Raw genomic sequence first — 24,669 nt, 5'->3', positions numbered from 1 at the left:
ATGCTGGCGTATATTTTTCGGCGACTGCTGCTGATCATCCCGACACTGTTCGGCATCCTGCTGATCAACTTCGTGATCATCCAGGCGGCCCCCGGTGGCCCCGTGGAACAGATGATCGCCAAGCTCGAAGGCTTCGAAGGCGCCACCAGCCGCATCGCCGGCGGCGGTGCCGAGGTGTCGGTGGCAGGCTCCGCCTATCGCGGCGCCCAAGGCCTGGATCCGGCGCTGATCAAGGAAATCGAGCACATGTACGGCTTCGACAAATCGGCGCCGGAACGCTTGTGGATCATGGTCAAGAACTATGCCTCCCTGGATTTCGGCGACAGCTTCTTTCGAGACGCCAAGGTCATCGACCTGATCAAGGAAAAGATGCCGGTGTCGATCTCCCTCGGGCTGTGGAGCACCCTGATCATGTACCTGGTGTCGATCCCGCTGGGGATCGCCAAGGCCACGCGGCACGGCAGCCACTTCGACGTCTGGACCAGTTCGGCGATCATCGTCGGCTACGCGATCCCGGCGTTCCTGTTCGCCATCCTGCTGATCGTGGTGTTTGCCGGCGGCAGTTACCTGGACTGGTTCCCGTTGCGCGGGCTGACCTCGAACAACTTCGACGAGTTGAGCATGGGCGGCAAGATCCTCGACTACTTCTGGCACCTGGCACTTCCGGTGACCGCATTGGTGATCGGCAACTTCGCGACCATGACCCTGCTGACCAAGAACAGCTTCCTTGATGAAATCAACAAGCAGTACGTGGTCACCGCCAAGGCCAAGGGCCTGACCAATCACAAGGTTCTGTACGGGCATGTGTTTCGCAACGCCATGCTGCTGGTGATCGCTGGTTTCCCCTCGGCGTTCATCGGCATCTTCTTCACCGGCTCGTTGCTGGTGGAAGTGATCTTCTCCCTCGACGGCCTGGGCCTGATGAGTTTCGAAGCGGCGATCAACCGCGATTACCCGGTGGTCTTCGGTACCCTGTTCATCTTCACCCTGCTGGGGCTGGTGGTGAAGCTGATCGGCGACCTCACCTACACCTTCGTCGATCCGCGCATCGACTTCGAAAGCCGGGAGCATTGAGATGAACCTGTCCCCTCTCAATCGCCGACGCTTCGAACTGTTCAAGGCCAACAAACGCGGCTGGTGGTCGATGTGGCTGTTCCTGATCCTGTTCGGCGCCAGCCTCGGCGCCGAGTTGATCGCCAACGACAAGCCGTTGGTGGTGCACTACGACAACGGCTGGTACTTCCCGGCCCTAAAGCGCTACCCGGAAACCACCTTCGGCGGCGAATTCCCGTTGGAGGCCAACTACAAGAGCCCGTACATCCGCGAACTGCTCAAGGCCAAGGATGCCTGGGTGCTATGGGCGCCGATTCCCTACAGCTACCAGAGCATCAACTACGACCTGAAGGTCCCGGCCCCCGCGCCACCGTCGACCGACAATCTGCTGGGCACTGATGACCAGGGCCGCGATGTGCTGGCCCGGGTGATCTACGGCTTCCGCATTTCCGTGTTGTTTGCCCTGACGCTGACGTTGCTCAGCTCGCTCATCGGTGTGATCGCCGGCGCGCTTCAGGGTTTCTACGGCGGCTGGGTGGACCTGGCCGGGCAGCGTTTCCTGGAGATCTGGTCCGGGTTGCCGGTGCTGTATCTGCTGATCATCCTCGCCAGCTTCGTCCAGCCGAACTTCTGGTGGCTGCTGGGGATCATGCTGTTGTTTTCCTGGATGAGCCTGGTGGACGTGGTGCGCGCCGAGTTCCTGCGTGGGCGTAATCTTGAATACGTGCGTGCAGCGCGGGCATTGGGCATGCAGAATGGCGCGATCATGTTCCGTCATATTCTGCCCAACGCCATGGTCTCGACCATGACCTTCATGCCCTTCATCCTGACCGGCGCCATCGGCACCCTGACCGCCCTGGACTTCCTCGGCTTCGGCTTGCCGGCCGGCAGTCCGTCACTGGGTGAACTGGTAGCCCAGGGCAAATCCAACCTGCAAGCTCCCTGGCTGGGCATGAGCGCGTTTGCGGTGCTGGCGTTGATGTTGAGTTTGCTGGTATTCATCGGCGAGTCCGCTCGCGATGCCTTCGACCCGAGGAAGTGAAATGAATCAGGACAATCTGATCGAAGTGCGCGACCTGGCCGTCGAATTTGTCGTTGGCGAGCGCTGCCAGCGGGTGGTCGAAGGTGTCAGCTTCGACATCAAGCGCGGCGAAACCCTGGCGCTGGTGGGTGAAAGCGGCTCCGGCAAATCGGTGACAGCGCATTCGATCCTGCGCCTGCTGCCCTACCCGCTCGCCCGGCACCCGTCGGGGACCATCGAGTATTCCGGGCAGAACCTGCTGAACCTGAAAGAGAAAACCATCCGCCACATCCGCGGCAACCGGATCGCGATGATCTTCCAGGAGCCGATGACCTCGCTCAACCCGTTGCACTCGATCGAAAAGCAGATCAACGAGGTATTGAGCACCCACAAGGGCCTGATCGGCAAAGTCGCGACCAAGCGCACCCTGGAACTGCTGGAAATGGTCGGTATCCCGGAGCCGGAAAAACGCCTCAAGGCCCTGCCCCACGAACTGTCCGGCGGCCAGCGCCAGCGCGTGATGATCGCCATGGCCCTGGCCAACGAGCCGGAACTGCTGATTGCCGACGAGCCGACCACCGCCCTGGACGTGACCGTACAGCTGAAAATACTCGAATTGCTCAAGCAATTGCAGGCCCGACTGGGCATGGCGCTGCTACTGATCAGTCACGATTTGAACCTTGTGCGAAGAATTGCGCATCGCGTATGTGTCATGCAGCGCGGTTGCATCGTCGAACAGGCATCGTGCGAAGAATTGTTCCGCGCGCCGCAGCATCCGTACACTCGGGAACTGCTGGCAGCGGAGCCCAGCGGCACACCGGCGAGCAACGTGATTGGCCCGCCACTGCTGGCGGTCGAGGACCTGAAAGTCTGGTTCCCGATCAAGAAAGGCCTGCTGAAAAAGACCGTGGATTACGTCAAGGCAGTCGACGGAATCAATTTCAGCCTGCCCCAGGGCCAGACCCTGGGGATTGTGGGAGAAAGCGGTTCCGGCAAGTCGACACTGGGTCTGGCGATCCTGCGCTTGATCGGCAGTAAAGGCGGCATCCGTTTTGAGGGCAAGCAGCTGGACGCCCTGACGCAGCAACAGGTACGGCCGCTGCGACGGGAGATGCAGGTGGTGTTCCAGGACCCCTTCGGCAGCCTGAGCCCGCGGATGTGCGTGAGCCAGATCGTCGGTGAAGGCCTGCGGATCCACAAGATGGGCTCCGAGGCCGAACAGGAACAAGCGATCATTGCGGCACTCAAGGAGGTAGGCCTGGATCCGGAAACCCGGAACCGCTACCCCCACGAATTTTCCGGCGGGCAACGGCAGAGAATCGCCATTGCCCGGGCTTTAGTGCTAAAACCGGCGTTGATTCTGCTGGACGAGCCGACTTCGGCCCTCGACCGCACCGTGCAACGCCAAGTGGTCGAGCTTTTACGATCACTGCAAAGCAAGTACAACCTGACGTATCTGTTCATCAGCCATGACCTGGCTGTCGTCAAGGCGCTGAGCCACCAGTTGATGGTGGTCAAGCAGGGCCAAGTGGTCGAACAGGGAGACGCGCAAAGCATTTTTGCCGCCCCCCAACATCCGTATACACAGCAGTTGCTGGAAGCCGCCTTTTTGGCACCAGCCACTGCGCAATAACCTGAAAAGAGGAGCAACACATGGGTTTTCTCGCCGGTAAGCGCGTACTGATCGTCGGTGTCGCCAGCAAGCTGTCCATCGCATCCGGCATCGCTGCCGCCATGCATCGCGAGGGCGCTGAGCTTGCCTTCACTTATCAGAACGACAAACTCAAGGGTCGTGTCGAAGAGTTCGCACAGGGCTGGGGTTCGAGCCCTGAGCTGTGCTTCCCGTGCGACGTGGCCAGCGATGCCGAAATCGCCAAGGTCTTCGAAGAACTGAGCAAGAAGTGGGACGGCCTGGACTGCATCGTGCACTCCGTGGGCTTCGCCCCGGGCGACCAACTGGACGGCGACTTCACCGAAGCCACCACCCGTGAAGGATTCCGCATCGCTCACGACATCAGCGCCTACAGCTTCGTGGCCCTGGCCAAGGCCGGCCGCGAAATGATGAAAGGCCGCAACGGCAGCCTGCTGACCCTGTCGTACCTGGGCGCCGAGCGCACCATGCCGAACTACAACGTAATGGGCATGGCCAAGGCTTCCCTGGAAGCCGGCGTACGTTACCTGGCCGGCTCCCTGGGCCCGGACGGTACCCGCGTGAACTGCGTATCGGCAGGCCCGATCCGCACCCTCGCCGCTTCCGGCATCAAGAACTTCCGCAAGATGCTGGCCGCCAACGAAGCGCAAACCCCGCTGCGTCGCAACGTCACCATCGAAGAAGTCGGCAACGCCGGCGCCTTCCTGTGCTCGGACCTGGCGTCCGGCATCAGCGGTGAAATCATGTACGTGGACGGTGGTTTCAACACCACGGCGATGGGCAACATCGAAGAGTGATCTTCGGTTAGCCATTAAAAAACCCGCCTTTTCAGGCGGGTTTTTTACATCATTTTCCTCACTGCCATAGCTTTAGCAACCGGTCTCGTGCTCATTCCAATGGCACCTACACCCAATAAGCCAAATTGAGTGGCGACTTGATCAACAGTCCTATTAGATTGCACTAAAGCACGGCGCGGCCGCGGAGCGGATTGTGCTCTGGGCGGTGCAGGGGGGGGAATGGATGCGACTTCGGCAGCACTTACTGATCTGGGCGGCAGATACTCTGTAAGTATGAGATTGTCAAACTGCGTATTCGGGATGCGATGGGTCGCTCCGGATTGCGCAATTGTTCGCAAGTCTGCATCGGGACGAAGACCCGGGCCATATTCAAGCACTTGAGGGCTACCGGTATGGTGGACGCCGAAAATTTGTGCATCGGGGCCGGCACGTCTCAAGAAAGCGTCTGCGACCTCAACATTTAACGTTGTATAGAGACCTGGCCCTAATAGCTCTCCGCCAACATGCATAGCTGCCCCTGAAAGCGTACCGCCATTATTGAGCTCGAGAAGCGGCGCTCTTTTCCCGACAAAATACCCAAAGAAGTTGCTGGGCAAATTTGAAGGTAACATTTCCAGCGCTTTGCTTGCCACGATAACCAAGTGCCCACTCGGATCCGTCCGCATCACTGGATTCCCCTGACAATACGCATACGCATTCATCCCCCCCTTGCCAAAGGGACTCCAACTGTCCGGACTGTTAAACCTCATCAACACCGGATTAAACGCCCGATAGCCATTACCCAGTAAATAATGCCCGGTCACCGGGTCCGGGCGCTCACCGTTGAACCCCAGCAGACTGGTCACGCCATTTTCATTTCGGCGGTGGCCGTAAGGTGAATAAGTCACTGGCTGTTGCGAGGCGCTGCTTTTGAATACATGCAGCACCGAACGTTGTTGATCGGTGGTCAGCAGAGCGACATCCAATCCATCGCCATTTCGATGTTGCTCCGCAAGCAACAGACCACCCTGCTGAACGATGGAACAACGGGCCGCTCCCTGTATCTCGGTCGCCAAGCGACTTTTGCAGTAAAAGCGCTGGTGCACAGGGGCATTTGGCTGGTCGTGACTGGTCACGCGATCCAGTGGGTCGTAGCGATAATGGCTGAGCAGGATTGGCAGTGACGAATCCATGGGAGCTCCTGTTTTACAAGTGCTGGGAGCCTGAGTGTTGACTGCAATGCCAAGAAGGACAACTATCAGAACTGATAGGTAGGGACCCATAACGCGATCGAAAAATCTTGTACGTGCACGGTGGCTTCAACACCATTGCCATGGGCAATCTCGTAGAGCAATCCCATAAAAACCCGCCAGCTGGCGGGTTTTTATGGAATTGCTCAACCTTGAAAACACCAAATGCTTGAGTGTCGTTCAAGTCCAATCGTAAGCGTCTCCATAATCGAGAAGGAGTTCATCCCCCTTCTTGATGTCTTGCCAGGCCACAAAAAACGTCATGTATCTTCCAACGCTAATGGATGCCACGTTTTCAGCGCCCAACGATGGCCTGCCTGGCGCGTTAGGACTATTGATCAAGCTTAAAATATTACCGCTGCCATGCGCGCTGATCGTTCCGTCATTTGAAAACGAGCTAAAGGCGTAACTATTCACAGGTTTATGGCCTTTTTCGGCAATCTCCTCCAGCAGGGTTTTGCTTCCAAAATGCAACTTCCCCGAATATGGACCCAGCACTTCAAATCTTTTAATGTCACGCTTCGCAACGACCGATCGACCACGCGCAGGCCCATGGGTCAGCACTTTAGTTTCCATGAGCTTATCAAACCTTGGTGCGAGGTTATTATCGTTTCGAATCCAGTCTTGCACGTCCCGGGTGATTGTTTCGTGCAATTTCGACTTTGCGGCCGCGGGCGTCACATTATCGAGTAGCTGATTCCAGTAGGTCACCACAATTTCATCAGCAGTTGCGGGGCGCCCTTTAAGTCCACTAGAACCTTCAGCTCTTAGCGTGAGGCTCTCTTTAACATTCTTCGGGTTCTGCAGAATCGGCAACGAATTGTCTATGTCATGACCCAGGTGAGGTCCGGCCTCAAGATCTGGCCGGGGGCGCTTGCTACTTCCGGGCGCACTCTCTTCTGCCGGACGTTTAGTGCCCAGACTTTTACGTGCGAAGGGCGGCCTGGGAATGGGCTCACCAAAGATAAGTAGCTCTTTTCCGGATTTTGTAAGATCACCTGTTTCGCCCACGTAAGTTTCCCAACGCATTGGATTCAGATTATTTTGCTCAGCAAAATCAACGGCAGTCAGCTTATTGTCTCGTGACTTGTATAGGGCCTGCCAAGCGCCCAGATGTTCATAGGTGATAGTGGTAAACTCCTCACCCTTAGCGTGTTTCATCAGCACCTTTCCAGCGACTTTAAGCTTGCCGTACTGGTCGATGTGCTCCATGAATGATGCAAGATTGAGGTTATGCCTGTTGGCAAATCCCTCTTGTGTCAATTGATCACGTCCCCGTTGAGATTGAGCTTGCCAGTGCCGCAAATGCCTGTCAGTGACCGCTGTGTGAACGCTCCTTGCTCTTTGGAGCATTTGTTGCCCGTCACTCGTGAGTCCGAGGCTCAACTGCGCATACTGTCTGAACTCCCGGGGGTCGAGTCGGTATTTGGCGGCGAATTCGCGCACGGCTGACTCTTCGAGTGAATTATTTAGTTGCTGCCATTTCACCAGGTGTTTGTGGGTGATCAAGTCATAGTCACCAGGCGCTCCTCCACTCAACCCGATCTTCTGCCACTGACCAGAGTCCGCTGACCATACCCGTAACTCGGTTTGCCGGTTGGTTTTGTAATTGACGATGTTGACGGAAACCAGATCGGCATTGAGATCGAAGTCATTTCGGATTTGATAGACCGCGATATTTCCGCCTTCATCTATGTTGCAGATGTAGTGTCGCTGGCCATCGACGCTTCGATAAATCCCTTTGCCATTGGGGCTGAGCCCCGCAATGCAGACTGCCGGCGCGGCATAATGACGGTAGGCCAGGTTGCTGATGGCTGTTCTCGGCGCCCGGTAACTCGGTCCGAAAATGTGCTGGGAGGATGAATCGATCAGCCGATAATCGTCTGACGCCAGGCTGCCGCTGTTGCGCATCGGGACATTATCGATACCGTCGACTTTGCTCAGCAGGTCACCGGTTCGCAGCGGTTTCCAGGTCGCTGGATTCACTGAAAGCAGATGATGAGCGACGGGGGAAACGATGTTCATCGATAATTTACTGAGTTGAGTGATGCCTCTATTGATTTGCCTCGCCCCTGCGCCAGCTAATTTGAGCGAGACGCTACCGCCCAGCATGAGCAATGTCAGCGGGCCGGCCAGCGGATTGAATTCCTGCAGGGTGGAGATCGCCAGCTGCCTGGTCAGTACAGTGAATCGAGGCAGCGCAACACGAATACCCGCTTTCCCGCCCTGGACTGCCAGGCGAGCTAAACCGGAGACGTATTTTCCGACTGGCACACCAAACGATACGATATCGGTAAACAGGGCCAGGCCACCCCGTTCAATGCTCTGAGGGTCGCCCGATGACAGGTCGTCTATCGCCCCCCAGACAGGCACCACCATTTTCCCCCAGAAAGAGCCTTCTTCCAGCAACGTTTGTACAAGGTCAGATTCTCGAGTGTCTTTTCTGGTTTGCTCCAGAAGCGCCACGTCGTCACAGTAGAACAGTTCCCTCGAGACCATGTCTGCCAAGTCCTCACTGCGCTGGGAATTGAGCAGCTTGGGACCAAAGGACTCTTCGCTGGGAGTGGCTGTGATGGGGGGAAACGTCCGGCCGACCTGCTCAGCGATCAGAAGGCGACCCTCTGAGGGTTTGCTCCCATCTTTATAGGCCGTCCAGTCGAAACCCAGTTCGGTTCCAAACCTGAACGTAGCTTTGCTGGGGCGCGAGCTACTGCCGGTTGACCGCGCTTCTATTGAGCCACCAACGAGCAAGTCACGGATGTCTTCGCGGGCACGGGCCACCCCAGCTCCCGGGAACACCTCCATGTAGTATTTATGATTACGGAAAACAGTTTCAATGATGAAACCTGCCCGCCCCCGGACGGCATCAGTGTTGCTCTTGGTTTCGTGTTGGATTTGCGTTTGAGGAAGAGGCTCTCTCAAGGAGTACACCTTGACTTCACCATTGACGATGCTGTGCCGATAGAAAGATGGAAGCTGGGTGAGAAGCCCCTTGATCAAGGTTTTATAGCCGGCCTTCGGCGTTTCGAGGGACGAATGGAACGCCTCTACAAACGCCTCATCCGAAGAGAAACGCCACCGGCTGGGCGGCTTCAGGACAAGGTTCTGGATCGCCTCGTTCATGTCGCGCTCATGCTCCTCCAGAACCGTTACTGCTCGCTCGATTTCTTCGGCCGAGTAACCCTGATGCTTGATTGCCAGCACCCCGTTGCTGACCGCCCATTGCACTGCCGGAGCCAGTCTGGATGAGGCAACCAGCGATTGGTGTTCAGGTGAAGTCGCACGATAATGTTCGGTCGGCAGGTTGAGCAAATGCTCGAAAGTCATGTGTTTTGACGAACCGCAAGCCATCGCCTCCGCCAACAGGAAACCGCTTCTGAAATTGACCCACGCACTGGAGCCGGTATAGATCAAGTCATCCGGAATATCACGGACCCAAAGCTCGGAAGAGGTATTCGCTTCGATGACGCGCATCACCAGACGCGCGACAGGCTCGAAAGTGTCCAGGAGGCGCATCAGATCCTTTACGATGTCATTGCGGATGAAAGAGTAGTTGACTCCCTGACCAGTGAACTGCTCCATATCATAGTGTGAATATAAACATTCCGGGCGAGTCGGCGGCGCCGCGATGCTCAGCCAAAGTGCGCGCCACACCAGTTTCGCCAATACCGGTTGCGGGCAGGTTTCTCCTTCCTTGCTGCCATACCAGTCCAGTGCCTTGACGAGCCTGCGGCCCAAGGCAAGGCTGTTGTCCGAGTTCATCAATTGTTCAAGAACAACCGTAGGTGTATGGAAAATTTTTTGTTCCAACTCGACTGTAAAAAAATGCTGGGTCAAGTAATTGATCAGCGATGTTGCATGCTCCGCTCGAACTTGATGAATAACCTAAAGTATGCACTTATCGTCGTATTCATCCATGATCGGATCAAGATCACTGAATTGACCGTCATGCCCCAGTACGAAAGCGGCGCGAAGCTCCTTCAGACGATCCAGCGCGGCCGTCCATTGAACGGCCGTCTGCGGCGACGATGGCGTAATCAAGTAATATTTCAAGACAAGGTCGAGCCGAATCGTACCATCGCTTCTGATGCCGTCGCCAATGATGCGATGGACGTCCAGAAGCACCGCAATATCGTGCTGCCAGTAAACCGGGATATCATCCAGCAGTAACTTTATGTTATCGACGGTGAGTACCAGGGCAGGCAAAGGCGTCTCTACCTTGGGGCTGCTCAACAAGGGCACGATAACATGATGCCAGAACCAATCCGTTTCGCTGGGGCGGATGGTTCCGTTTTTCTTATCTTGCAAGTACTGCTGAAACTCTTCATCTGCGTCAAGTTTTTTCAGAACCGCAAACGCCTCGGCGCAAACATCGCCCAGTGCGGAGTGGGTCGGCGGCGAGTAAAATAAATGTGTTGCCGCCGACGAAGAATAGCCATGAACAAGCAAAGTGCCGTTTATGAGCTGTTCAAGGTAACCCATTAAATGATCAATATCCCCCAGGCGCTTTTCTGGCCGTTTGAAATAGAACTCGGAAATAGCACTGTTCAAAATACAACCCTCATGAAATTCAATTCTGCTTTAGTATTTTTTATATTTAGCAGACATGAGATCACGACTCACTCTTCAATTCGTGACAATTCATTCACCCCCACAAACCGGTAACATCAAGAGAAAACCCAAGCCTAGGCCAGTTAAAAACTGTTACCTATGTGCTTGAACTTTTTTGTTACCTATATGGGTGAGTCATACCATGGGCAACATCGAAGAGTGATCTTCATAATAAACATCGGGAAAACAACTGTTGAATCGGCTGCTGTCGCTGGCTATACCGCTGCAACAAGACGATTTCGCGGTAGAAGGTCAGCTCACCCAACCGAATCACCCTGACCTTCGCCCCATGCTCCAGCCACAGGCCCGCCTCCGGCAGCAGCGAAACCCCCAACCCGCATTCGACCATTTTCACAATGGCTTCCAGTTCATCCAGTTCCAGGGCGACCTGCACATCGATCTGCCGTTCGCGCAGGAACCGCGTGACCAGGCGCCCGCCGAACGAGTTGCGGTCATAGCGCACATGGGGATGTTCGGCGAGCAACTTGAGCGGCTCGTCGCCTTCAAGGTTCGTCGGCACGATCAGCACGAAGGGTTCGCGGCGGATTACTTGCGCTGACAGCTCTTTGGGCAACTCGAATGGCGGCTTGATCAGGATCGCCAGGTCCACTTCGCCCGTGTCCACCTGGCTGAGCAGGTTGAGGGACACGCCCGGCACCAGTTTCGGCTCCAGGTACGGCGCCTGTTGGCGCAATCGCAATAGCGCCTGGGGCAGCAATCCGGTCTGCACCGTGGCCACCGCGCCTATCTTCAACTCGCCCCGGTACTCGCTGACGTCATCACTGACCGCCATTCGATTGAAGATCTCCAGCATTTCCCTGGCCATCGGCAACGCACGCTGCCCCGCCGCATTGAGCAAGGCCTGACGCCCGGTGCGATCGAACAAGCGAATACCGAGGGCCTGTTCCAGGTTGCGAATTTGCGCACTGACCGCCGACTGCGTCAGGCCGATGTGCATGCCTGCGGCGGCGAACGTGCCGTAGCGCGCCACCATGATGAATGTTTTCAGTTCCCGAAGCATGGCGGCCACCGATTGATCGAAAAATTTTGAGCTCGACGCAAAAACTATCGTCTTTCAATCAAAAAGCACAGGGCTAAACTCAGCTTCAACTCTCCACAATCGAGGCAAACCTGATGCAACTCTCGCCCTTTCACCTGGCCATTCCAGTGTATGACCTGGCCGCCGCGCGGCACTTCTACGGCAACGTGTTTGGCCTGGAAGAAGGTCGTTCCAGCGACCATTGGGTCGATTTCAACTTTTTCGGCCATCAACTGGTGATCCACCTGGCACCGAAAAACGCCTCGCAAGAAGCCGCCCACACCAACGCCGTCGACGGCCACGACGTGCCGGTGCCGCATTTCGGCGTGGTGCTGGGGATGGCGGAGTGGGAGGCGCTGGCCGAGCGACTGAAGGCATTGGAGACGCGTTTTGTGATCGAGCCGGGGATTCGTTTTCAGGGGCTGGTGGGTGAACAGGCGACGATGTTCTTGTTCGATCCGTGTGGGAATGCGCTGGAGTTCAAGGCGTTCAGGGATATTGGGCAGTTGTTTGCCAAGTGAAGAGATACATCGCCTGTCAGGACTCCATCGCGGGCAAGCCCGCTCCCACAGTGATCGCTGTCGTACACATTTTTTGTATGCACCAGAATACCTGTGGGAGCGGGCTTGCCCGCGATAGGGTCAGTTGATGCACCACACTGCTACCGGCCCAACGCTTTTTCAGCCTCAACCAACAGCTCTTCAACCGAACCATTAACCGCCGGGTCATGCTCGATCTGCCCGATACTGAAACGAATCTCATACCCGCGATGCGCCGTGGCCATGCGCTCATCGAGCATTTCTTCGAGCCGCGCCTTGATCGCCGCGATATCCACGCCTGCAGAACCGGTGAGCAAGGCCACAAACGTGGAGCCCTCCAGCCGCCCGATCACGTCGCTCTCACGAAAGCCGATGCGCAGTACATCGGCAAAGATTTTCAGCGCCTTGTCGCCTTCGGTGCGACCAAACAGGTAGTTGATGCGCTTGAACTCGTCGAGATTGAAGAACAGTAGCGTCGCCGGTCGGCCCAGTTGCTGGCAGGCGTCCAGGCCCAATTGAGCCAGGGCCAGGAAACCGTGCCGGTTGGGCAGCAGTGTCAACTCGTCCATGCTCGCCATCTGCACCCCGATCAGCTCTTGCTCTGCCTTGCGGGCCAGATCGCGCAGTAGCTCACGCTCCTGCTGTGGCGTCCCTGCACGTTCACAAGATTTGTGCGGTTTGCCTGAGATCAGCATCACATACTCCATGGGTGGGTATGTTGTTTAGAGTCCTCGATACCGGGTTTGACTCCATGTCGACTCGCCGTTGGTCAGCTACCCACTACCGGACACGGCCCGCCGGCGTCCGCCCAGCGCTTGAACTGCGTGACAAAAATATCGTGCGGCACCGGCACTGGCGCGCGATCACCGCCTGGATTCCAGCCCCATAGCACCAGTTTGTCTTCGCTGACGTGCTTGATCAGCGCCGCGAAATCGCGGTCACCGTTGCTCGCGCGGTCCTTGATCATGCTGCACAGCTGGTCGGGTGGCAGACCGATCCAGGCCATTTTGTGCGCCGCCGGCGGCAAGCTCCAATGCGGCGCGCCGGGTGGCGCTTTCGGGCCGTAACTGGCCGGCGGATTGGCCTCGGCATGGCAACTGGCGCAGGGCAAGCCCGCCGCTCCCTTGCCGTCCATGCCGCGCACGACATTCATCGCATGGGGCGTTCCCGCATCGAACTGCAAGGGCGCATCGCCGGGAATATGGCAGTTCTGGCAGCGCGGGCTCTGGAACACCTGGCGAACCGTGTCGAAGGCCTTCACCGCCTCCTTGTCATCGGCGAACAGCTCCGTGGCATAGATAAACAGGCAAATCAGCAGCACCGAACCGAGCAACCAGTGGTGTCTTTTCATCTCACACCCCCGACAATTGCAACGGTAGCTCACGCAGGCGTTGCCCGGTCAGGGCGTACACCGCGTTGGCCACTGCCGGCGCTGTGGGCGGCACACCCGCCTCGCCGATGCCGCCGGGTTTTTCCGTGCTGGGCAGGATATGCACTTCGACCACCGGCATCTCGTTGAGCCTCAGCACCTGGTAATCGTGGTAGTTGGACTGCACCACCCTGCCGTCCTTGATCGTCAGTTTGCTGTGCAAGGTGAAGCCCAGGCCGAAGGCGATGCACGACTCCATTTGCGCCGCGATGCTCTGCGGATTGACCGCGATCCCGCAGTCCACCGCACACACCACCCGGTGCACACGAATCGCCAGGTTGTCCTGGGAGACCTCGGCGACCTGGGCCACGTAGCTGCCAAATGACTCATGCACGGCCACGCCCAAGGCATGGCCGTCCGGCAGCGGCGCCTTCCAGTTGGCTTTCTCCACCGCCAGGTTCAATACGCCTAGATGCCGCGGATGCGCCTTGAGCAAGGTCCGTCGATACTCCACCGGGTCCTTGCTGGTCGCGGCGGCCAGTTCGTCGATCAACGATTCCATGACGAAGGCGGTGTGGGTATGCCCCACCGAACGCAGCCACAGCACGCTGATGCCGGTCTTCGGCGAATGCAGGTCCACCTGATGATTGGCCAGCCCCTGCAGATAGGGACTGTCCGCCACGCCCTCCACGGACGTCTTGTCGATGCCGTTCTTGACCATGGCGGCTTCGAGCGAGGTGCCGGCCATGATCGACTGTCCGACCAGCACATGCTTCCACGCCAGCGGCAGGCCATCCGCACCCAGACCGACGCGCGCCTGATGCAGGAATGCCGAGCGATAATAGCCGCCACGGATGTCATCCTCTCGCGCCCACACGGTTTTCACCGGCCCGCCCGCGGCTTTGGCGACCTGCACCGCTTCGGCGACAAAGTCCGAGGTCGGGTTGGCGCGCCGGCCAAAACCGCCGCCAAGGAACTCGGTATGGATCACGACCTGCTCGGGCTTGAGCCCGGTGATTTTGCCGGCGATCATCTGGTCCAGGGTCTGGAACTGCGTGCCGGTCCAGATCTCGCATTTGTCCTGGGTGATACTCACGGTGCAGTTGAGCGGTTCCATGGGCGCGTGGGCCAGGTAGGGCACGCTGTACTCGACATCGACTGTCTTGATCGCTTTGGCCAGTGCAGCCTGGGTATCCCCGGCCTGGCTGGCGGGCAGCCCGGGCGTGGCCGCGAGTTTGCGAAAATCCTCGAGCAACTTTTCACTGTCGAGCCCTGCGTTCGGCCCCAGGTCCCACTCGACGTGCAGCGCATCACGCCCCAGCTTTGCCGCCCAGTAATGATCGGCGATCACCGCCACGCCGGTCGGCACCTGCACCACTTTGTGCACGCCGGGTATCGCCAGCGCCTCGGCGCCTTCAAAGGATTTGACGCTGCCACCGAACACCGGCGAACGCGCGACCATCGCGGTCATCAGGCCGTCGAACTGCACGTCCATACCGAATTTTGCGCGTCCGGTGATCTTCTCCGGGGTATCCAGGCGCTTGGTGGGTTTGCCGATGATTTTCCAGTCCTTGGCGTCCTTCAGCTTGATCGACGCGGGGTCCGGCACCGGCAGCTTGCCGGCATCATCAGCCAGTTCGCCGTAGGTGGCGTGCTGGTCGCCGGCAATCACCACGCCCGACTCGGTGCGAATCCCGGAAGGCGCGACGTTGAAGCGCTTGGCCGCGGCCTCGACCAGCAGCAACCGCGCCGCCGCACCCGCCTGGCGGTAGCGGTCGAATTCCATCCAGGTCGAGGTCGAGCCGCCGGTGATCTGCATGCCACCGAACCCGGCCAGACCGTAATCGGCGGCGGAAGCCGGTGCGTGCTCGACGCGGATTTTCGACCAGTCGGCGTCCAATTCTTCGGCGATCAACATGGTCAACCCGGTCCAGATGCCCTGGCCCATTTCCGAGTGGCCGAGCAACACGATGACGCTGTTGTCATTGCCGATGCGCAGGAACGCATTGGGTGCGAACACGTCGCCCTGATTTTCCGCGCCCAGGGCAAAGCGATGGCCTCCGGGGATGACGAACGCCACCACCAGCCCGCCGCCCAGTACGGCGCTACCTTTGAGAAAACCTCGACGCGATAGCGGATCGATGCTGTTCATGGCCATCAACCCAATTGGGCGGCGCGTTTGATCGCGGCGCGGATTCTTGGATAGGTACCACAACGACAGATATTGCCCGACAACGCCTGATCGATGTCGCTGTCGGTCGGTTGCGGGATCTTGGCCAGCAAGGCCGCCGCCGACATGATCTGCCCGGACTGGCAGTAGCCACACTGCACCACATCAAGTTCCGCCCAGGCTTGTTGCACCGGGTGCGAGCCGTCGGTGGACAGGCCTTCGATGGTGAGGATTTTCTGCCCATGGGCCACGGCCGTGGCCGGTGTGATGCAGGAGCGCAAAGGCGTGCCGTCGACGTGCACGGTACAGGCGCCGCATTGGGCCATGCCGCAGCCGAACTTGGTGCCGGTCAGATGCGCGACATCGCGCAGGACCCACAGCAGCGGCATGTCTGCAGGGACATCCAGCTCCTGGTCCTTGCCATTGATATTGAAGGTCAGCATTGCGAAGGCCCTCAGACTCACGGTGTTCTGAAGTTGGCGCCGCTGTGGCGATCAGGAACCTACGCGCGCCTTGGGGTTATCCCTACAGCTAAGCGCAAATTGAACGGCAGGCCGAGGTGTATCGACCACCGGTCACAAAAACTGAGTGGCCTGCCCGCGAAGGCGGCCTCAATTTTGTTGACGGGGTACATATCCATTGCTGCGGTAACGGCGTCTTATGGTTTCGCCCTTACGGCGAGTCCCTTTTTCAAACGCCAAAAAGGAACCAAAAGGCTTTGCCCCACCACTTGGTGCCTCGCCTAGGCTCGGCATGCCCTCACTCCGGCATTGCTCCGTGGGTCGCCGCGATGGGCCATCCCTGGCCCAGCGCGGCTAAACCGGCGTCCATGCCGGTTTCCCCACTGCGCAATGCCTGCGTTCGGCCAGCGTGGTTAACGGGGCGCCCAGATCAAAAACAAAAGCGAGGCGGCCTTAAAGCCGACCTGACTTTTACGGGTCTAGGTGATCCCCTGTAGGAGCCAGGCTTGCCGGCGAACCAGGCGCTGCGGTGTGTCTGTTGTACCGCGTTATCGTTCTTCGCCGGCAAGCCTGGCTCCTACAGGAAATTGCGTACGGCTCCCGATCAGGTCGGCTTTAAGGCCGCCTCGCTTTTGCTGTTGCCTTGGCTTTTGATTTTCTTGCCCCATCGAGAGGCCGAGTGGAGGTTCTGCGCAGTGGGTAAACCGGCATGGATGCCGGTTTAGCCGCGCTGGGCCATGGATGGCCCATCGCGGCGACCCACGGAGCAGGACCGGAGCGAGGGTATGGCGAGCCCTAGCGAGCCACCGAACGCCAGGGGCAAGAGCCCTTGGTTACTTGGGGCTCTTCCAAGTGACTCGCCGTAAGGGCGAAACCCTAAGTGGCCGTTACCGCAGGAATGGATATGTACACAGTCAACAAAATCCAGGTCGGTTGTCAGGCCGCCTTCGCCGGCAAGCCGGGCTCCTACACCCTCGGCCTGAACAAAATACCGGTATAACGCCACAAAAACAGCCCAAACGCCACACACCAAAGCAACGCCGACACCCCCAATCCCCACCCGGAAAACGACACCAGCAACACCCGTGAAAGACCCGCCAGCAGCACCAGGGCAAACCCCACAACGATGACTTTCGAGGGCAGCAACGGCCGCCCGGTATGCCCCAGGCTAACCCGCGCAATCATCGCGAGAATCAACCCGCCAATACCGCCCACCGCCAACGAATGCGTGGCCAGGCTCTGCTGCGGCATCAGGCCCAGATGCCACAACGCCATGGCAAACACCGCCACCACCAGCCAGGCGTAAGAAAGATACAGCGACCACAACAGCGGCACACGCCACATACCGCGGTCATGCCAACGCCACAGGCGCAGCAGATGCAGACAGCCCATCAGTAAAAACAACGCCGCCAGCCAAAGCCTGGGCACGTCATTCAAACCGATGGCAAACGTCACCGCAGCCAGCATCCCGCTCACCAGCAGCACCTTGGTGGGTAATGGATTGGCCGCAGGCGTTGCTGGACGATTCAAGCCGCGCTGAATGAAGAACGGAATCACCCGCCCGCCAATCACGCTCATCAGCGCGCCGACCAGCCATAAGGCCGCCAATACACCATGCCGCTGCAAACCAGCGTCATCAGCCCAGAACCCCCACAATGTCATAACCTGACAACCGGCCAACAACGTGATCATCAGCAGGATCGGATAGTTTTCACGCTTGCCGGCGGCCACCAGATCACACCCCAGCACCCAGGCCAACAACGGCAAGAAAGGCAGCTGCAAAAGCAGCAACCAGGCAGGAGAAATCGGTAGGAACCAGGCCAGTCGAGCCAGCAACCAGATCAGCACCAGTCCGAGCAGTGGCCACCCGTTGAGCCCGCGGCGGCCAGTCCAGTTAGGCACCGCCGTCAGCAGGAACCCGGCGATGATCGCCACGGCGAAGCCGAACGGCATTTCGTGCCGATGCCAGGCGAGCATGCCGCCCAGCGGTTGCGCGCCGGGCAAGCGACCGTACAACCACAAGGCCCAGATCGCCACTGCCAGTGCGGCAAACGCGGCACCCGCGAGAAAGAACGGGCGAAAACCGAGGCTGAAGACGGGAGCAGCGGCCAGTTTGCGCATCAGGACACCGCCGCGTGCTGAGGTTTGCTCAGCCGGTGTTGGGCCAGCAGGCGCATGACGTAACCGATTTTCAGCAAGGTCGGCCCGATGATGGTCATGGCGTGCAACGATACCAGCGCCACGATCGACAGATGACCGCCGTAGAGGTAAGCGCCATAGATGCCTGCCAGCAACATTGCCAGGCCGATGCCCAGCACTCGATTGGAAAGGCGGAGAACATTCCGGGAATTGCTGAAGAAATGGAACACTTTGCGTACTCCTGTAGCCGTTCAGTTGTACGTTGGATGTATCAAGTCGCGTGCCAGGTATTTAGCCCTTGTAAATCAGGCACGTGAAGATGTCCGTGTCATAACGACTCATCGTGAAAATAGTCTTTATGACTCTTCAAGCAGTCATATCGACAACTTCCAGTAGAAATTCCTTACACACTCGGCGATCTACGGCACGGCCAGACCGCCGGAGGCTGGCTACGCTGATAATCCAGCATGCAAAAACCTGCCAAGGAGACCCGCCATGCTACACGTGCAAAAACTTACCCCCTGCCTGTGGTTCGATGGTCAGGCCGAAGAGGCCGCAAAATTCTACTGTGCGATCTTCGATCATTCGAAAATCACCGCCATCACTCACTACGGCGAGGCCGGAAAGGAGTTTCACGGCCGGGAAGTCGGTTCGGTCATGACGGTCAGCTTCGAACTCGACGGGCAGACGTTTACCGGTCTCAACGGTGGCCCGAACTTCACCTTCAACGAAGCGATATCGTTCCAGGTCAACTGCCAGACCCAGGAAGAAGTCGACCACTTCTGGGGACGCCTGTCCGCTGGCGGCCCGGTCGAGGCACAGCAATGCGGCTGGCTCAAGGATAAATTCGGCGTGTCCTGGCAGATCGTCCCGGTGGCGATGATGGACATGATCAAAGACCCAGACACGACAAAATCCCAACGCGCGATGCTGGCGATGATGCACATGAAAAAACTCGATATCGCCGAACTGAAACGAGCCTTCGAAGGCGAGAGCTAATACACTCAGGCGCTGATCTGCCAAGGACTGACCATGAAGCCCGCCAAACCCAGGGACGCCGACAAGGCCCCGCGCTTCTGGCGCGATGATGCCCTACCCTTCATCGAAGCCCGCTCCATCGCCGACGGGCGCGAGGTCTGCTACACGCGGCATGCCCACGAGCACTTTTCCATCGGTGCGATCACCGCCGGGCGCAGTACCTATGTCCATGAGCAATCGAACTTCGAGGTCGGTGCCGGCACCGTCGTGCTGATGAACCCCAGTGATGTGCATGCCTGCAATCCGATCGACGATCAGCCCTGGTCGTACCTGATGCTGTATGTCGACACCCCGTGGCTCACCGATTTGCAGCATCAGCTCGGGTTCGGCAACGATCAGGCGTTTCGCCGGTTCGCGGTCACCCATATTACGGACCGTGCGCTGTTCGTTGGCTTGCAGGCGCTGTATCAGGTACTGGTCGATGCGGAGCAAGACGTGTTACGCAAACACAGCGCGGCCGTGGAGTTTTTCACCGAGGTGCAGCTACGCTTGAACCCCGCCGAACAAGCACTGCGCGAGCCCAACTTCAAGCTCGAGCGCGCCGCCGACTTCATCCGCGAGCATTGCACGCAATTGCTCAAGCTCGAGGATATCTGCGAAGCGGCGCAGTTGTCGCCGTCCTACCTGATCCGCGCGTTCAAGCAGCATTACGGCATGACACCCCACGCCTTCCTGGTCAATCGGCGCATCCAGTTCGCCCAGGATCAACTGCGCAATGGCAGGCTGATCGCCGATGTGGCGCTCGAAGCCGGGTTTGCCGACCAGGCGCATTTCCAGCGGGCGTTCAAGCAGCATCTGGCGGCAACACCAGGGCAGTATCGTGGCTGACTAAGGCAACACCAGATACACCGCACTCACCGCCAATAACAACGCCATCACCCGATTGAACAAGCGCATGCCCGCCGGGTTGTGCAAGTAGCCGCGCAAGAACGTCCCGGCGTAGGCCCAGCAACCGACGGACAGGTAGCAAATCACCAGGTACACCGCCGCGAACTGCCACACCAGGCGGGCCTCGCCATCGGCGACGAACGCGCCCATGCCGGCCACGCAGGCCAGCCAGGCTTTCGGGTTGAGCCATTGCATGACCGCGCCGTAGAGCATCGACGGCGCACGGGCCGAGTCACTGGCTTGCAGATGCCCATTGTCCGCGGCCAGTTTGAACGCCATGTACAACAGGAATGCCACCCCGGCCCACTGCACCACTTGCGTCATGGCCGGCCACAACTGCAACAGCTCATGCAAACCCAACCCCATCAGCACCAGCAGCAACACGAACCCCAGCGTCGCCCCGGCCACGTGCCGCTGACTGGCGCGAAAGCCGAAGCGCGCTCCCGAACCCAACGCCACGATATTCACCGGCCCCGGCGTGATTGAAGCGGCCAATGCAAACGCCGCCATGGACATGATCAAACTCATCGCACACCTGCTCAGTCAATTGAACCAGACGTCAATGTAAGGAGCCCTGGGGTGCGCGTATTGAAGAAAACACCCCTCGGCGATTCCCGTCATGAGTAATAGCCGACCACCCTCTTCACCTTCACCAACGCCTGGCGTAGAGAGTCCATGTCCACCGACCCCAGCGCCAGGCGTATCGCGTGCGGGACATGCTGGGTGATCGCAAAAGGTTCGGCGGGCGACACCGACACCTGCTCGCGCATCAACGCCATGGCGATCTGGTCGGCCCGAGCGTCTTCGGCCAGGGGCAACCAGATGAAATACGAGGACGGATGGCTGATGGTCCGCAGCCCCGCCAGCACCTCACGGGCCAGGGCTTGCCGGGCCTGCGCGTCCGCGCGCTTTTGCGCCTCGAGCCTGCTGACAGTGCCGTCCTCAAGCCAAGCCGTGGCGATGGCGGTCATCACCCCAGGGGTGTTCCAGGTGGTCGCCATGATGGTGCGTTCGAATCCGCCAATCCACTGCGGCGGCGCAGCGACAAAACCGACACGCAACCCGGTAGCGACATTCTTGGACAAGCCGCTGACGTACACCGTTCTTTCCGGCGCTATTTCAGCCAGGGGTGGCGGTGCGTCTTCGGCCAGGAATGCGTAGGCCGCGTCCTCGATGATCGTCAGGTCATGCCGCCGTGCAATCGCCACCAGCTGCTCGCGCTGATCGGCGTCCATCACCCAACCCAGCGGGTTGTGCAAGGTCGGCATCGAGTACACGGCCCGTACCGATCGAATCCGGCACAGCTTGTCCAATGCAGGCAGATCAGGGCCCTTGTCCGTTACGGGAATGGGCAGGACTTCGAGATGCAGCGTTTCGGCCAGCGTCTTGAAGCCCGGATAGGTCAAGGCGTCTGCGGCAATCACATCGCCGGGCTTGAGCAAGGTCATCATCACCACCGCCAGGCCGTGCTGGGCGCCGCTGACGATCAGCACCTGTTCGGCCGGCACGTTCAGACCACGCTCGCCCAGATGGCAGGCGAACGCAGCCCGCTCATGCAGGCGCCCGGCGTGGGGCTGGTAGCGCAGGAGGGCTTCCAGGTCACCGGACAACGCGAGCTGGCGCAGGGCGTTGCGCAACAGATCAGCCTGACCTGGCAATGACGGATAGTTGAAGTTGAGGTCGATCATCCCCGCGGCCACCACCGACTGTGAAATGCCCTGGCCCGGCGGCAGTGAAGTCTCCCGGACAAAAGTCCCGCGCCCGGTTTCGCCGCTGACCAGGCCCATGCTTTCAAGCTCGGCATATACCCGGCTGGCGGTGACCAGCGCCAAACCATGCTCGGTGGCCAGTTGCCGGTGGGTCGGCAAGCGTGTACCGGGGGACAAACGCCCTGAGCGGATATCCGCGGCAAAGGCGTCAACCAGCGTTTTATAGCGGGATCGAGGCATGTGAAGATGTATCCATGACAATTTTTTGATTGTACCGATAGTCAGCCATAGGATGGTTTCGTGCAATCAAACAATGAGCGTGAGCGAGATGGAACGGACCTCAATTCTGCAAGACCGGGCGTTGCAAACCCATACCAGCGGCTGGATCAACGGCCTGATTGGAGTGGTGATCTTCAGCGGCTCGCTGCCCGCGACGCGGGTGGCGGTACTCGAATTCGATCCGGTGTTTCTCACGGTCGCCCGCGCGACCATCGCCGCGATTCTGGCCCTGTCCCTGTTATTACTGTTCAAGGAAAAGCGCCCCGGGCGACATCAACTGGTGCCACTGACCATCGTGGCGCTGGGCGTGGTGGTGGGGTTTCCGCTGCTGACCGCGCTGGCGCTGCAGTACGTCACGTCTGCACACTCGATCGTGTTCGTCGGCCTGCTGCCGCTGGCGACGGCGGTGTTTGGCGTCTTGCGCGGTGGCGAGCGCCCGCGGCCGGTGTTCTGGATCTTCTCGGTGCTGGGCAGTTTGCTGGTGGTCGGCTTCGCCGTTGCCCAGGGCCTGACGGCCTCGCCCCAAGGAGACATCCTGATGCTGTTGGCGATCCTGGCCTGCGGCCTGGGTTATGCCGAAGGCGCAAAACTGTCCCGCACACTCGGCGGCTGGCAGGTGATTTGCTGGGCGCTGGTGCTGGCGCTGCCGGTCATGGCCGCGCTGACCTGGTGGCGGATGCCTGCGACCTTGGACAACATCAGCCTGCCGGCCTGGTTCAGCCTGGCCTACGTGTCGCTGTTCAGCATGCTGATCGGCTTTGTGTTCTGGTATCGCGGGCTGGCACAAGGGGGCATCGCCGCCGTCGGGCAACTGCAATTGCTGCAACCATTTTTCGGCCTGGCACTGGCCGCCACCTTGCTGCATGAACACGTCAGCCCGGGCATGCTCGGCGTCACCGTGGCAGTGATCCTGTGTGTGGCCGGGGCGAAAAAATTCGCCAGCTAGCCACTGGTACGCTGCCTGCGTTCCTGACTGTATGGGTCAAGCCCTTGGGCGGCTGTGATAAAAATGCCGCTCCTGCTGTTGGAGCCGATCATGGACCTCACCACCCTCACCCTTTTCCTTCCGGCCTGCTTCGCCCTGAACATGGCGCCAGGCCCGAACAACCTGCTGTCGGTCAGCAATTCGACTCGCTATGGCTACCGCATTGCGTGCCTGGCCGGTATTGGCCGCTTGCTCGCCTTCGCCGGGATGATCGCTCTCGCCTCAGCCGGTCTGGCGGTGGTGCTGCAAACCTCGGAATTGTTGTTCTACGGGATCAAGATTCTCGGCGCCGCGTACCTGTTTTATCTCGCCTGGCAACTGTGGCGCGCCAACCCCGGCGTGGAAACCGCGGTCAGCGCCCCGCCGGTGGGAATGCTGGCGTTGGCCCGGCAAGAGTTTCTGGTGGCAGCCGGCAACCCGAAGGCGATCCTGATCTTCACCGCGTTCCTGCCGCAGTTCATCGACGCGAGCCATGCCATCGCACCGCAATTCGCGGTGTTGGGTGCACTGTTCCTGATCCTGGAATGGATCGCCATCGGCGCCTACGCTTACATGGGCCTGCACATGCGCCGCTGGTTCGCCAAACCGTCGGGCAAGCGGATGTTCAATCGCTGCTGCGCGGGGTTGTTGTCGGCGGCGGCTTCAGTGTTGCTGATGGCGCGTCGGGCCTGAACCAACATTTGCTTAGCAGGACGTAAATACCAATGGACGAATCAACGCCGGACGCTCAACCCATCTGTAGCCCCATCACCCGCAGCGCGATTTTTATCGTGGCAACCCTGGTTCCCGGCAGTGACGCCGCCAGCAAAGTGCGGGGCTGGTGCGCAGACATCGCGGCCCTCACGCGCTCGGTCGGCAAACGTGTGCCCTCCGGCAATCTGTCGTGCATCTGTGGTTTTGGCTCCGCGGCGTGGGACACCTTGTTCGGCCACCCGCGCCCTGCCTCGCTGCACGACTTCCGTGAATTCGGCCCAGAGGAACGTCGCGCCATTGCCACCCCTGGCGACCTCTTGCTGCACATCCGGGCGGAGCATATGGACCTGTGTTTCGAATTGGCCACGCAGTTACTCTCAGCGCTGGGCGGTGCGGTTTCGGTCATCGATGAAGTCCAGGGTTTTCGCTATTTCGACATGCGCAGCATCATCGGCTTTGTCGATGGCACCGAAAACCCCGTCGGACGCAAGGCTGTCGGTTTCACCATTGTGGGCGAAGAAGACCCGTTGTTTAGCGGAGGCAGCTATGTGCTGGTGCAGAAATACCTGCACAAGATGAATGCCTGGAACGCGTTATCCGTCGAGGCGCAGGAGCGGATTATCGGGCGAACGAAGTTGTCCGACATCGAACTCGACGACTCGGTCAAACCGAGCAATTCCCACAGCGCCCTGACGACCATCACCAAGGACGGCGAAGAAGTGAAGATCCTGCGCGACAACATGCCCTTCGGGCGGCCAGGCGCTGGAGAATTTGGCACTTATTTCATCGGCTATGCGCGCTCGCCCGAACCTCTGGAACAGATGCTCGAGAACATGTTTGTCGGCAAACCCGCGGGTAATTACGACCGCTTGCTGGATTTCAGCACGGCAGTCACCGGTGGCTTGTTTTTCGCTCCCTCGGCGGATTTGCTGGAAGCACTGGCGGATCGCGACCCTTCGCGAACCTGACGGCGAACGGGGGCAATTCTCTGTCGATTT

At 59.1% G+C, this 24,669-nt stretch carries 22 protein-coding genes; 10 read left to right on the top strand and 12 right to left on the bottom strand.

Annotated features, from left to right (window positions below; all coding sequences use genetic code 11):
- From OH720_RS14935 to fabI, 4 genes are read left to right on the top strand one after another with little or no spacing between them, the layout of a single operon-like run.
- Complete coding sequence (locus OH720_RS14935; RefSeq protein WP_180201909.1) at nt 1-1,074, top strand: microcin C ABC transporter permease YejB; 1,074 nt, start codon at nt 1-3, stop codon at nt 1,072-1,074.
- Between the two features lies 1 nt (nt 1,075).
- Nucleotides 1,076-2,095, top strand: a complete 1,020-nt coding sequence (locus tag OH720_RS14930) for an ABC transporter permease (protein ID WP_180201910.1) — start codon at nt 1,076-1,078, stop codon at nt 2,093-2,095.
- Nucleotide 2,096: 1 nt separating this feature from the next.
- Entirely contained in the window at nt 2,097-3,707 is a 1,611-nt protein-coding gene (locus OH720_RS14925; protein ID WP_272606254.1) for an ABC transporter ATP-binding protein, read from the top strand.
- Nucleotides 3,708-3,727: 20 nt separating this feature from the next.
- Nucleotides 3,728-4,522, top strand: a complete 795-nt coding sequence (gene fabI / locus OH720_RS14920; RefSeq protein ID WP_007937760.1) for an enoyl-ACP reductase FabI — start codon at nt 3,728-3,730, stop codon at nt 4,520-4,522.
- A 44-nt stretch (nt 4,523-4,566) separates the two neighbouring features.
- On the opposite strand, the gene OH720_RS14915 is transcribed toward fabI, so the two are convergent.
- The 4 genes from OH720_RS14915 to OH720_RS14900 all read right to left on the bottom strand — a co-directional run bounded on the left by OH720_RS14915 (nt 4,567) and on the right by OH720_RS14900 (nt 11,383).
- Nucleotides 4,567-5,694, bottom strand: a complete 1,128-nt coding sequence (locus OH720_RS14915; RefSeq protein WP_272606253.1) for an RHS repeat-associated core domain-containing protein — start codon at nt 5,692-5,694, stop codon at nt 4,567-4,569.
- A gap of 237 nt (nt 5,695-5,931) precedes the next feature.
- Nucleotides 5,932-9,588: an SET domain-containing protein-lysine N-methyltransferase gene (locus OH720_RS14910; protein ID WP_272606252.1), complete on the bottom strand. Its 3,657-nt coding sequence runs from the start codon at nt 9,586-9,588 to the stop codon at nt 5,932-5,934.
- A gap of 48 nt (nt 9,589-9,636) precedes the next feature.
- Nucleotides 9,637-10,302: a hypothetical protein gene (locus OH720_RS14905; RefSeq protein ID WP_272606251.1), complete on the bottom strand. Its 666-nt coding sequence runs from the start codon at nt 10,300-10,302 to the stop codon at nt 9,637-9,639.
- 226 nt (nt 10,303-10,528) lie between these two features.
- Nucleotides 10,529-11,383, bottom strand: coding sequence for a LysR family transcriptional regulator (locus OH720_RS14900; RefSeq protein ID WP_272606250.1), 855 nt, complete (start codon nt 11,381-11,383; stop codon nt 10,529-10,531).
- Between the two features lie 113 nt (nt 11,384-11,496).
- Here OH720_RS14900 and OH720_RS14895 point away from each other — a divergent pair, with 113 nt between their 5' ends.
- Entirely contained in the window at nt 11,497-11,922 is a 426-nt protein-coding gene (locus tag OH720_RS14895) for a VOC family protein (protein ID WP_272606249.1), read from the top strand.
- A 140-nt stretch (nt 11,923-12,062) separates the two neighbouring features.
- Here the strand turns inward: OH720_RS14895 and OH720_RS14890 are convergent, their stop codons facing one another.
- The 6 genes from OH720_RS14890 to OH720_RS14865 form a co-directional block, all read right to left on the bottom strand.
- On the bottom strand, nt 12,063-12,635 hold the full coding sequence (locus OH720_RS14890; protein ID WP_272606248.1) for a GGDEF domain-containing protein: 573 nt from the start codon (nt 12,633-12,635) through the stop codon (nt 12,063-12,065).
- Nucleotides 12,636-12,709: 74 nt separating this feature from the next.
- Nucleotides 12,710-13,291, bottom strand: a complete 582-nt coding sequence (locus OH720_RS14885; RefSeq protein ID WP_272606247.1) for a hypothetical protein — start codon at nt 13,289-13,291, stop codon at nt 12,710-12,712.
- Between the two features lies 1 nt (nt 13,292).
- Entirely contained in the window at nt 13,293-15,461 is a 2,169-nt protein-coding gene (locus tag OH720_RS14880) for a xanthine dehydrogenase family protein molybdopterin-binding subunit (RefSeq protein ID WP_272606246.1), read from the bottom strand.
- Nucleotides 15,462-15,466: 5 nt separating this feature from the next.
- Entirely contained in the window at nt 15,467-15,922 is a 456-nt protein-coding gene (locus OH720_RS14875) for a (2Fe-2S)-binding protein (RefSeq protein ID WP_272606245.1), read from the bottom strand.
- Between the two features lie 984 nt (nt 15,923-16,906).
- Nucleotides 16,907-18,061 (bottom strand): NnrS family protein, encoded by a 1,155-nt coding sequence (locus OH720_RS14870; protein WP_272606244.1) that lies wholly within the window; start codon nt 18,059-18,061, stop codon nt 16,907-16,909.
- A complete protein-coding gene (locus tag OH720_RS14865) occupies nt 18,061-18,309 on the bottom strand; it encodes a transmembrane sensor/regulator PpyR (protein WP_272606243.1) in 249 nt (82 codons plus the stop codon). The genes OH720_RS14870 and OH720_RS14865 overlap by 1 nt, the downstream gene beginning before the upstream one ends.
- Before the next feature lie 265 nt (nt 18,310-18,574).
- Here OH720_RS14865 and OH720_RS14860 point away from each other — a divergent pair, with 265 nt between their 5' ends.
- Together OH720_RS14860 and OH720_RS14855 are read left to right on the top strand one after the other, a co-directional pair.
- Nucleotides 18,575-19,078, top strand: a complete 504-nt coding sequence (locus tag OH720_RS14860) for a VOC family protein (RefSeq protein ID WP_272606242.1) — start codon at nt 18,575-18,577, stop codon at nt 19,076-19,078.
- Nucleotides 19,079-19,111: 33 nt separating this feature from the next.
- A complete protein-coding gene (locus OH720_RS14855) occupies nt 19,112-19,945 on the top strand; it encodes an AraC family transcriptional regulator (protein WP_272606241.1) in 834 nt (277 codons plus the stop codon).
- Here OH720_RS14855 and OH720_RS14850 read toward each other — a convergent pair whose 3' ends face one another.
- Both OH720_RS14850 and OH720_RS14845 read right to left on the bottom strand, forming a co-directional pair.
- On the bottom strand, nt 19,946-20,533 hold the full coding sequence (locus OH720_RS14850; protein ID WP_272606240.1) for a LysE family translocator: 588 nt from the start codon (nt 20,531-20,533) through the stop codon (nt 19,946-19,948).
- A gap of 89 nt (nt 20,534-20,622) precedes the next feature.
- Entirely contained in the window at nt 20,623-21,954 is a 1,332-nt protein-coding gene (locus tag OH720_RS14845) for an aminotransferase-like domain-containing protein (RefSeq protein WP_272606239.1), read from the bottom strand.
- Between the two features lie 88 nt (nt 21,955-22,042).
- Here OH720_RS14845 and OH720_RS14840 point away from each other — a divergent pair, with 88 nt between their 5' ends.
- From OH720_RS14840 to OH720_RS14830, 3 genes are all read left to right on the top strand, one after another.
- Nucleotides 22,043-22,939, top strand: a complete 897-nt coding sequence (locus OH720_RS14840; RefSeq protein ID WP_272606238.1) for a DMT family transporter — start codon at nt 22,043-22,045, stop codon at nt 22,937-22,939.
- A gap of 90 nt (nt 22,940-23,029) precedes the next feature.
- Nucleotides 23,030-23,650, top strand: coding sequence for a LysE family translocator (locus tag OH720_RS14835; RefSeq protein ID WP_272606237.1), 621 nt, complete (start codon nt 23,030-23,032; stop codon nt 23,648-23,650).
- Nucleotides 23,651-23,682: 32 nt separating this feature from the next.
- Nucleotides 23,683-24,639: a Dyp-type peroxidase gene (locus OH720_RS14830; RefSeq protein ID WP_272606236.1), complete on the top strand. Its 957-nt coding sequence runs from the start codon at nt 23,683-23,685 to the stop codon at nt 24,637-24,639.
- The last annotated feature ends 30 nt before the right edge of the window (nt 24,640-24,669 follow it).

The organism is Pseudomonas sp. WJP1, assembly GCF_028471945.1.
Taxonomy (GTDB): domain Bacteria; phylum Pseudomonadota; class Gammaproteobacteria; order Pseudomonadales; family Pseudomonadaceae; genus Aquipseudomonas.
This window is presented reverse-complemented; position numbering and strand designations above follow the sequence as displayed.

Coding starts and splice junctions, on each gene's coding strand:
- OH720_RS14935 (WP_180201909.1), top strand. CDS start 1: ATGCTGGCGTATATTTTTCGGCGACTGCTGCTGATCATCCCGACACTG.
- OH720_RS14930 (WP_180201910.1), top strand. CDS start 1,076: ATGAACCTGTCCCCTCTCAATCGCCGACGCTTCGAACTGTTCAAGGCC.
- OH720_RS14925 (WP_272606254.1), top strand. CDS start 2,097: ATGAATCAGGACAATCTGATCGAAGTGCGCGACCTGGCCGTCGAATTT.
- fabI (WP_007937760.1), top strand. CDS start 3,728: ATGGGTTTTCTCGCCGGTAAGCGCGTACTGATCGTCGGTGTCGCCAGC.
- OH720_RS14915 (WP_272606253.1), bottom strand. CDS start 5,694: ATGGATTCGTCACTGCCAATCCTGCTCAGCCATTATCGCTACGACCCA.
- OH720_RS14900 (WP_272606250.1), bottom strand. CDS start 11,383: ATGCTTCGGGAACTGAAAACATTCATCATGGTGGCGCGCTACGGCACG.
- OH720_RS14895 (WP_272606249.1), top strand. CDS start 11,497: ATGCAACTCTCGCCCTTTCACCTGGCCATTCCAGTGTATGACCTGGCC.
- OH720_RS14890 (WP_272606248.1), bottom strand. CDS start 12,635: ATGCTGATCTCAGGCAAACCGCACAAATCTTGTGAACGTGCAGGGACG.
- OH720_RS14885 (WP_272606247.1), bottom strand. CDS start 13,291: ATGAAAAGACACCACTGGTTGCTCGGTTCGGTGCTGCTGATTTGCCTG.
- OH720_RS14880 (WP_272606246.1), bottom strand. CDS start 15,461: ATGAACAGCATCGATCCGCTATCGCGTCGAGGTTTTCTCAAAGGTAGC.
- OH720_RS14875 (WP_272606245.1), bottom strand. CDS start 15,922: ATGCTGACCTTCAATATCAATGGCAAGGACCAGGAGCTGGATGTCCCT.
- OH720_RS14870 (WP_272606244.1), bottom strand. CDS start 18,061: ATGCGCAAACTGGCCGCTGCTCCCGTCTTCAGCCTCGGTTTTCGCCCG.
- OH720_RS14860 (WP_272606242.1), top strand. CDS start 18,575: ATGCTACACGTGCAAAAACTTACCCCCTGCCTGTGGTTCGATGGTCAG.
- OH720_RS14855 (WP_272606241.1), top strand. CDS start 19,112: ATGAAGCCCGCCAAACCCAGGGACGCCGACAAGGCCCCGCGCTTCTGG.
- OH720_RS14850 (WP_272606240.1), bottom strand. CDS start 20,533: ATGAGTTTGATCATGTCCATGGCGGCGTTTGCATTGGCCGCTTCAATC.
- OH720_RS14845 (WP_272606239.1), bottom strand. CDS start 21,954: ATGCCTCGATCCCGCTATAAAACGCTGGTTGACGCCTTTGCCGCGGAT.
- OH720_RS14840 (WP_272606238.1), top strand. CDS start 22,043: ATGGAACGGACCTCAATTCTGCAAGACCGGGCGTTGCAAACCCATACC.
- OH720_RS14835 (WP_272606237.1), top strand. CDS start 23,030: ATGGACCTCACCACCCTCACCCTTTTCCTTCCGGCCTGCTTCGCCCTG.
- OH720_RS14830 (WP_272606236.1), top strand. CDS start 23,683: ATGGACGAATCAACGCCGGACGCTCAACCCATCTGTAGCCCCATCACC.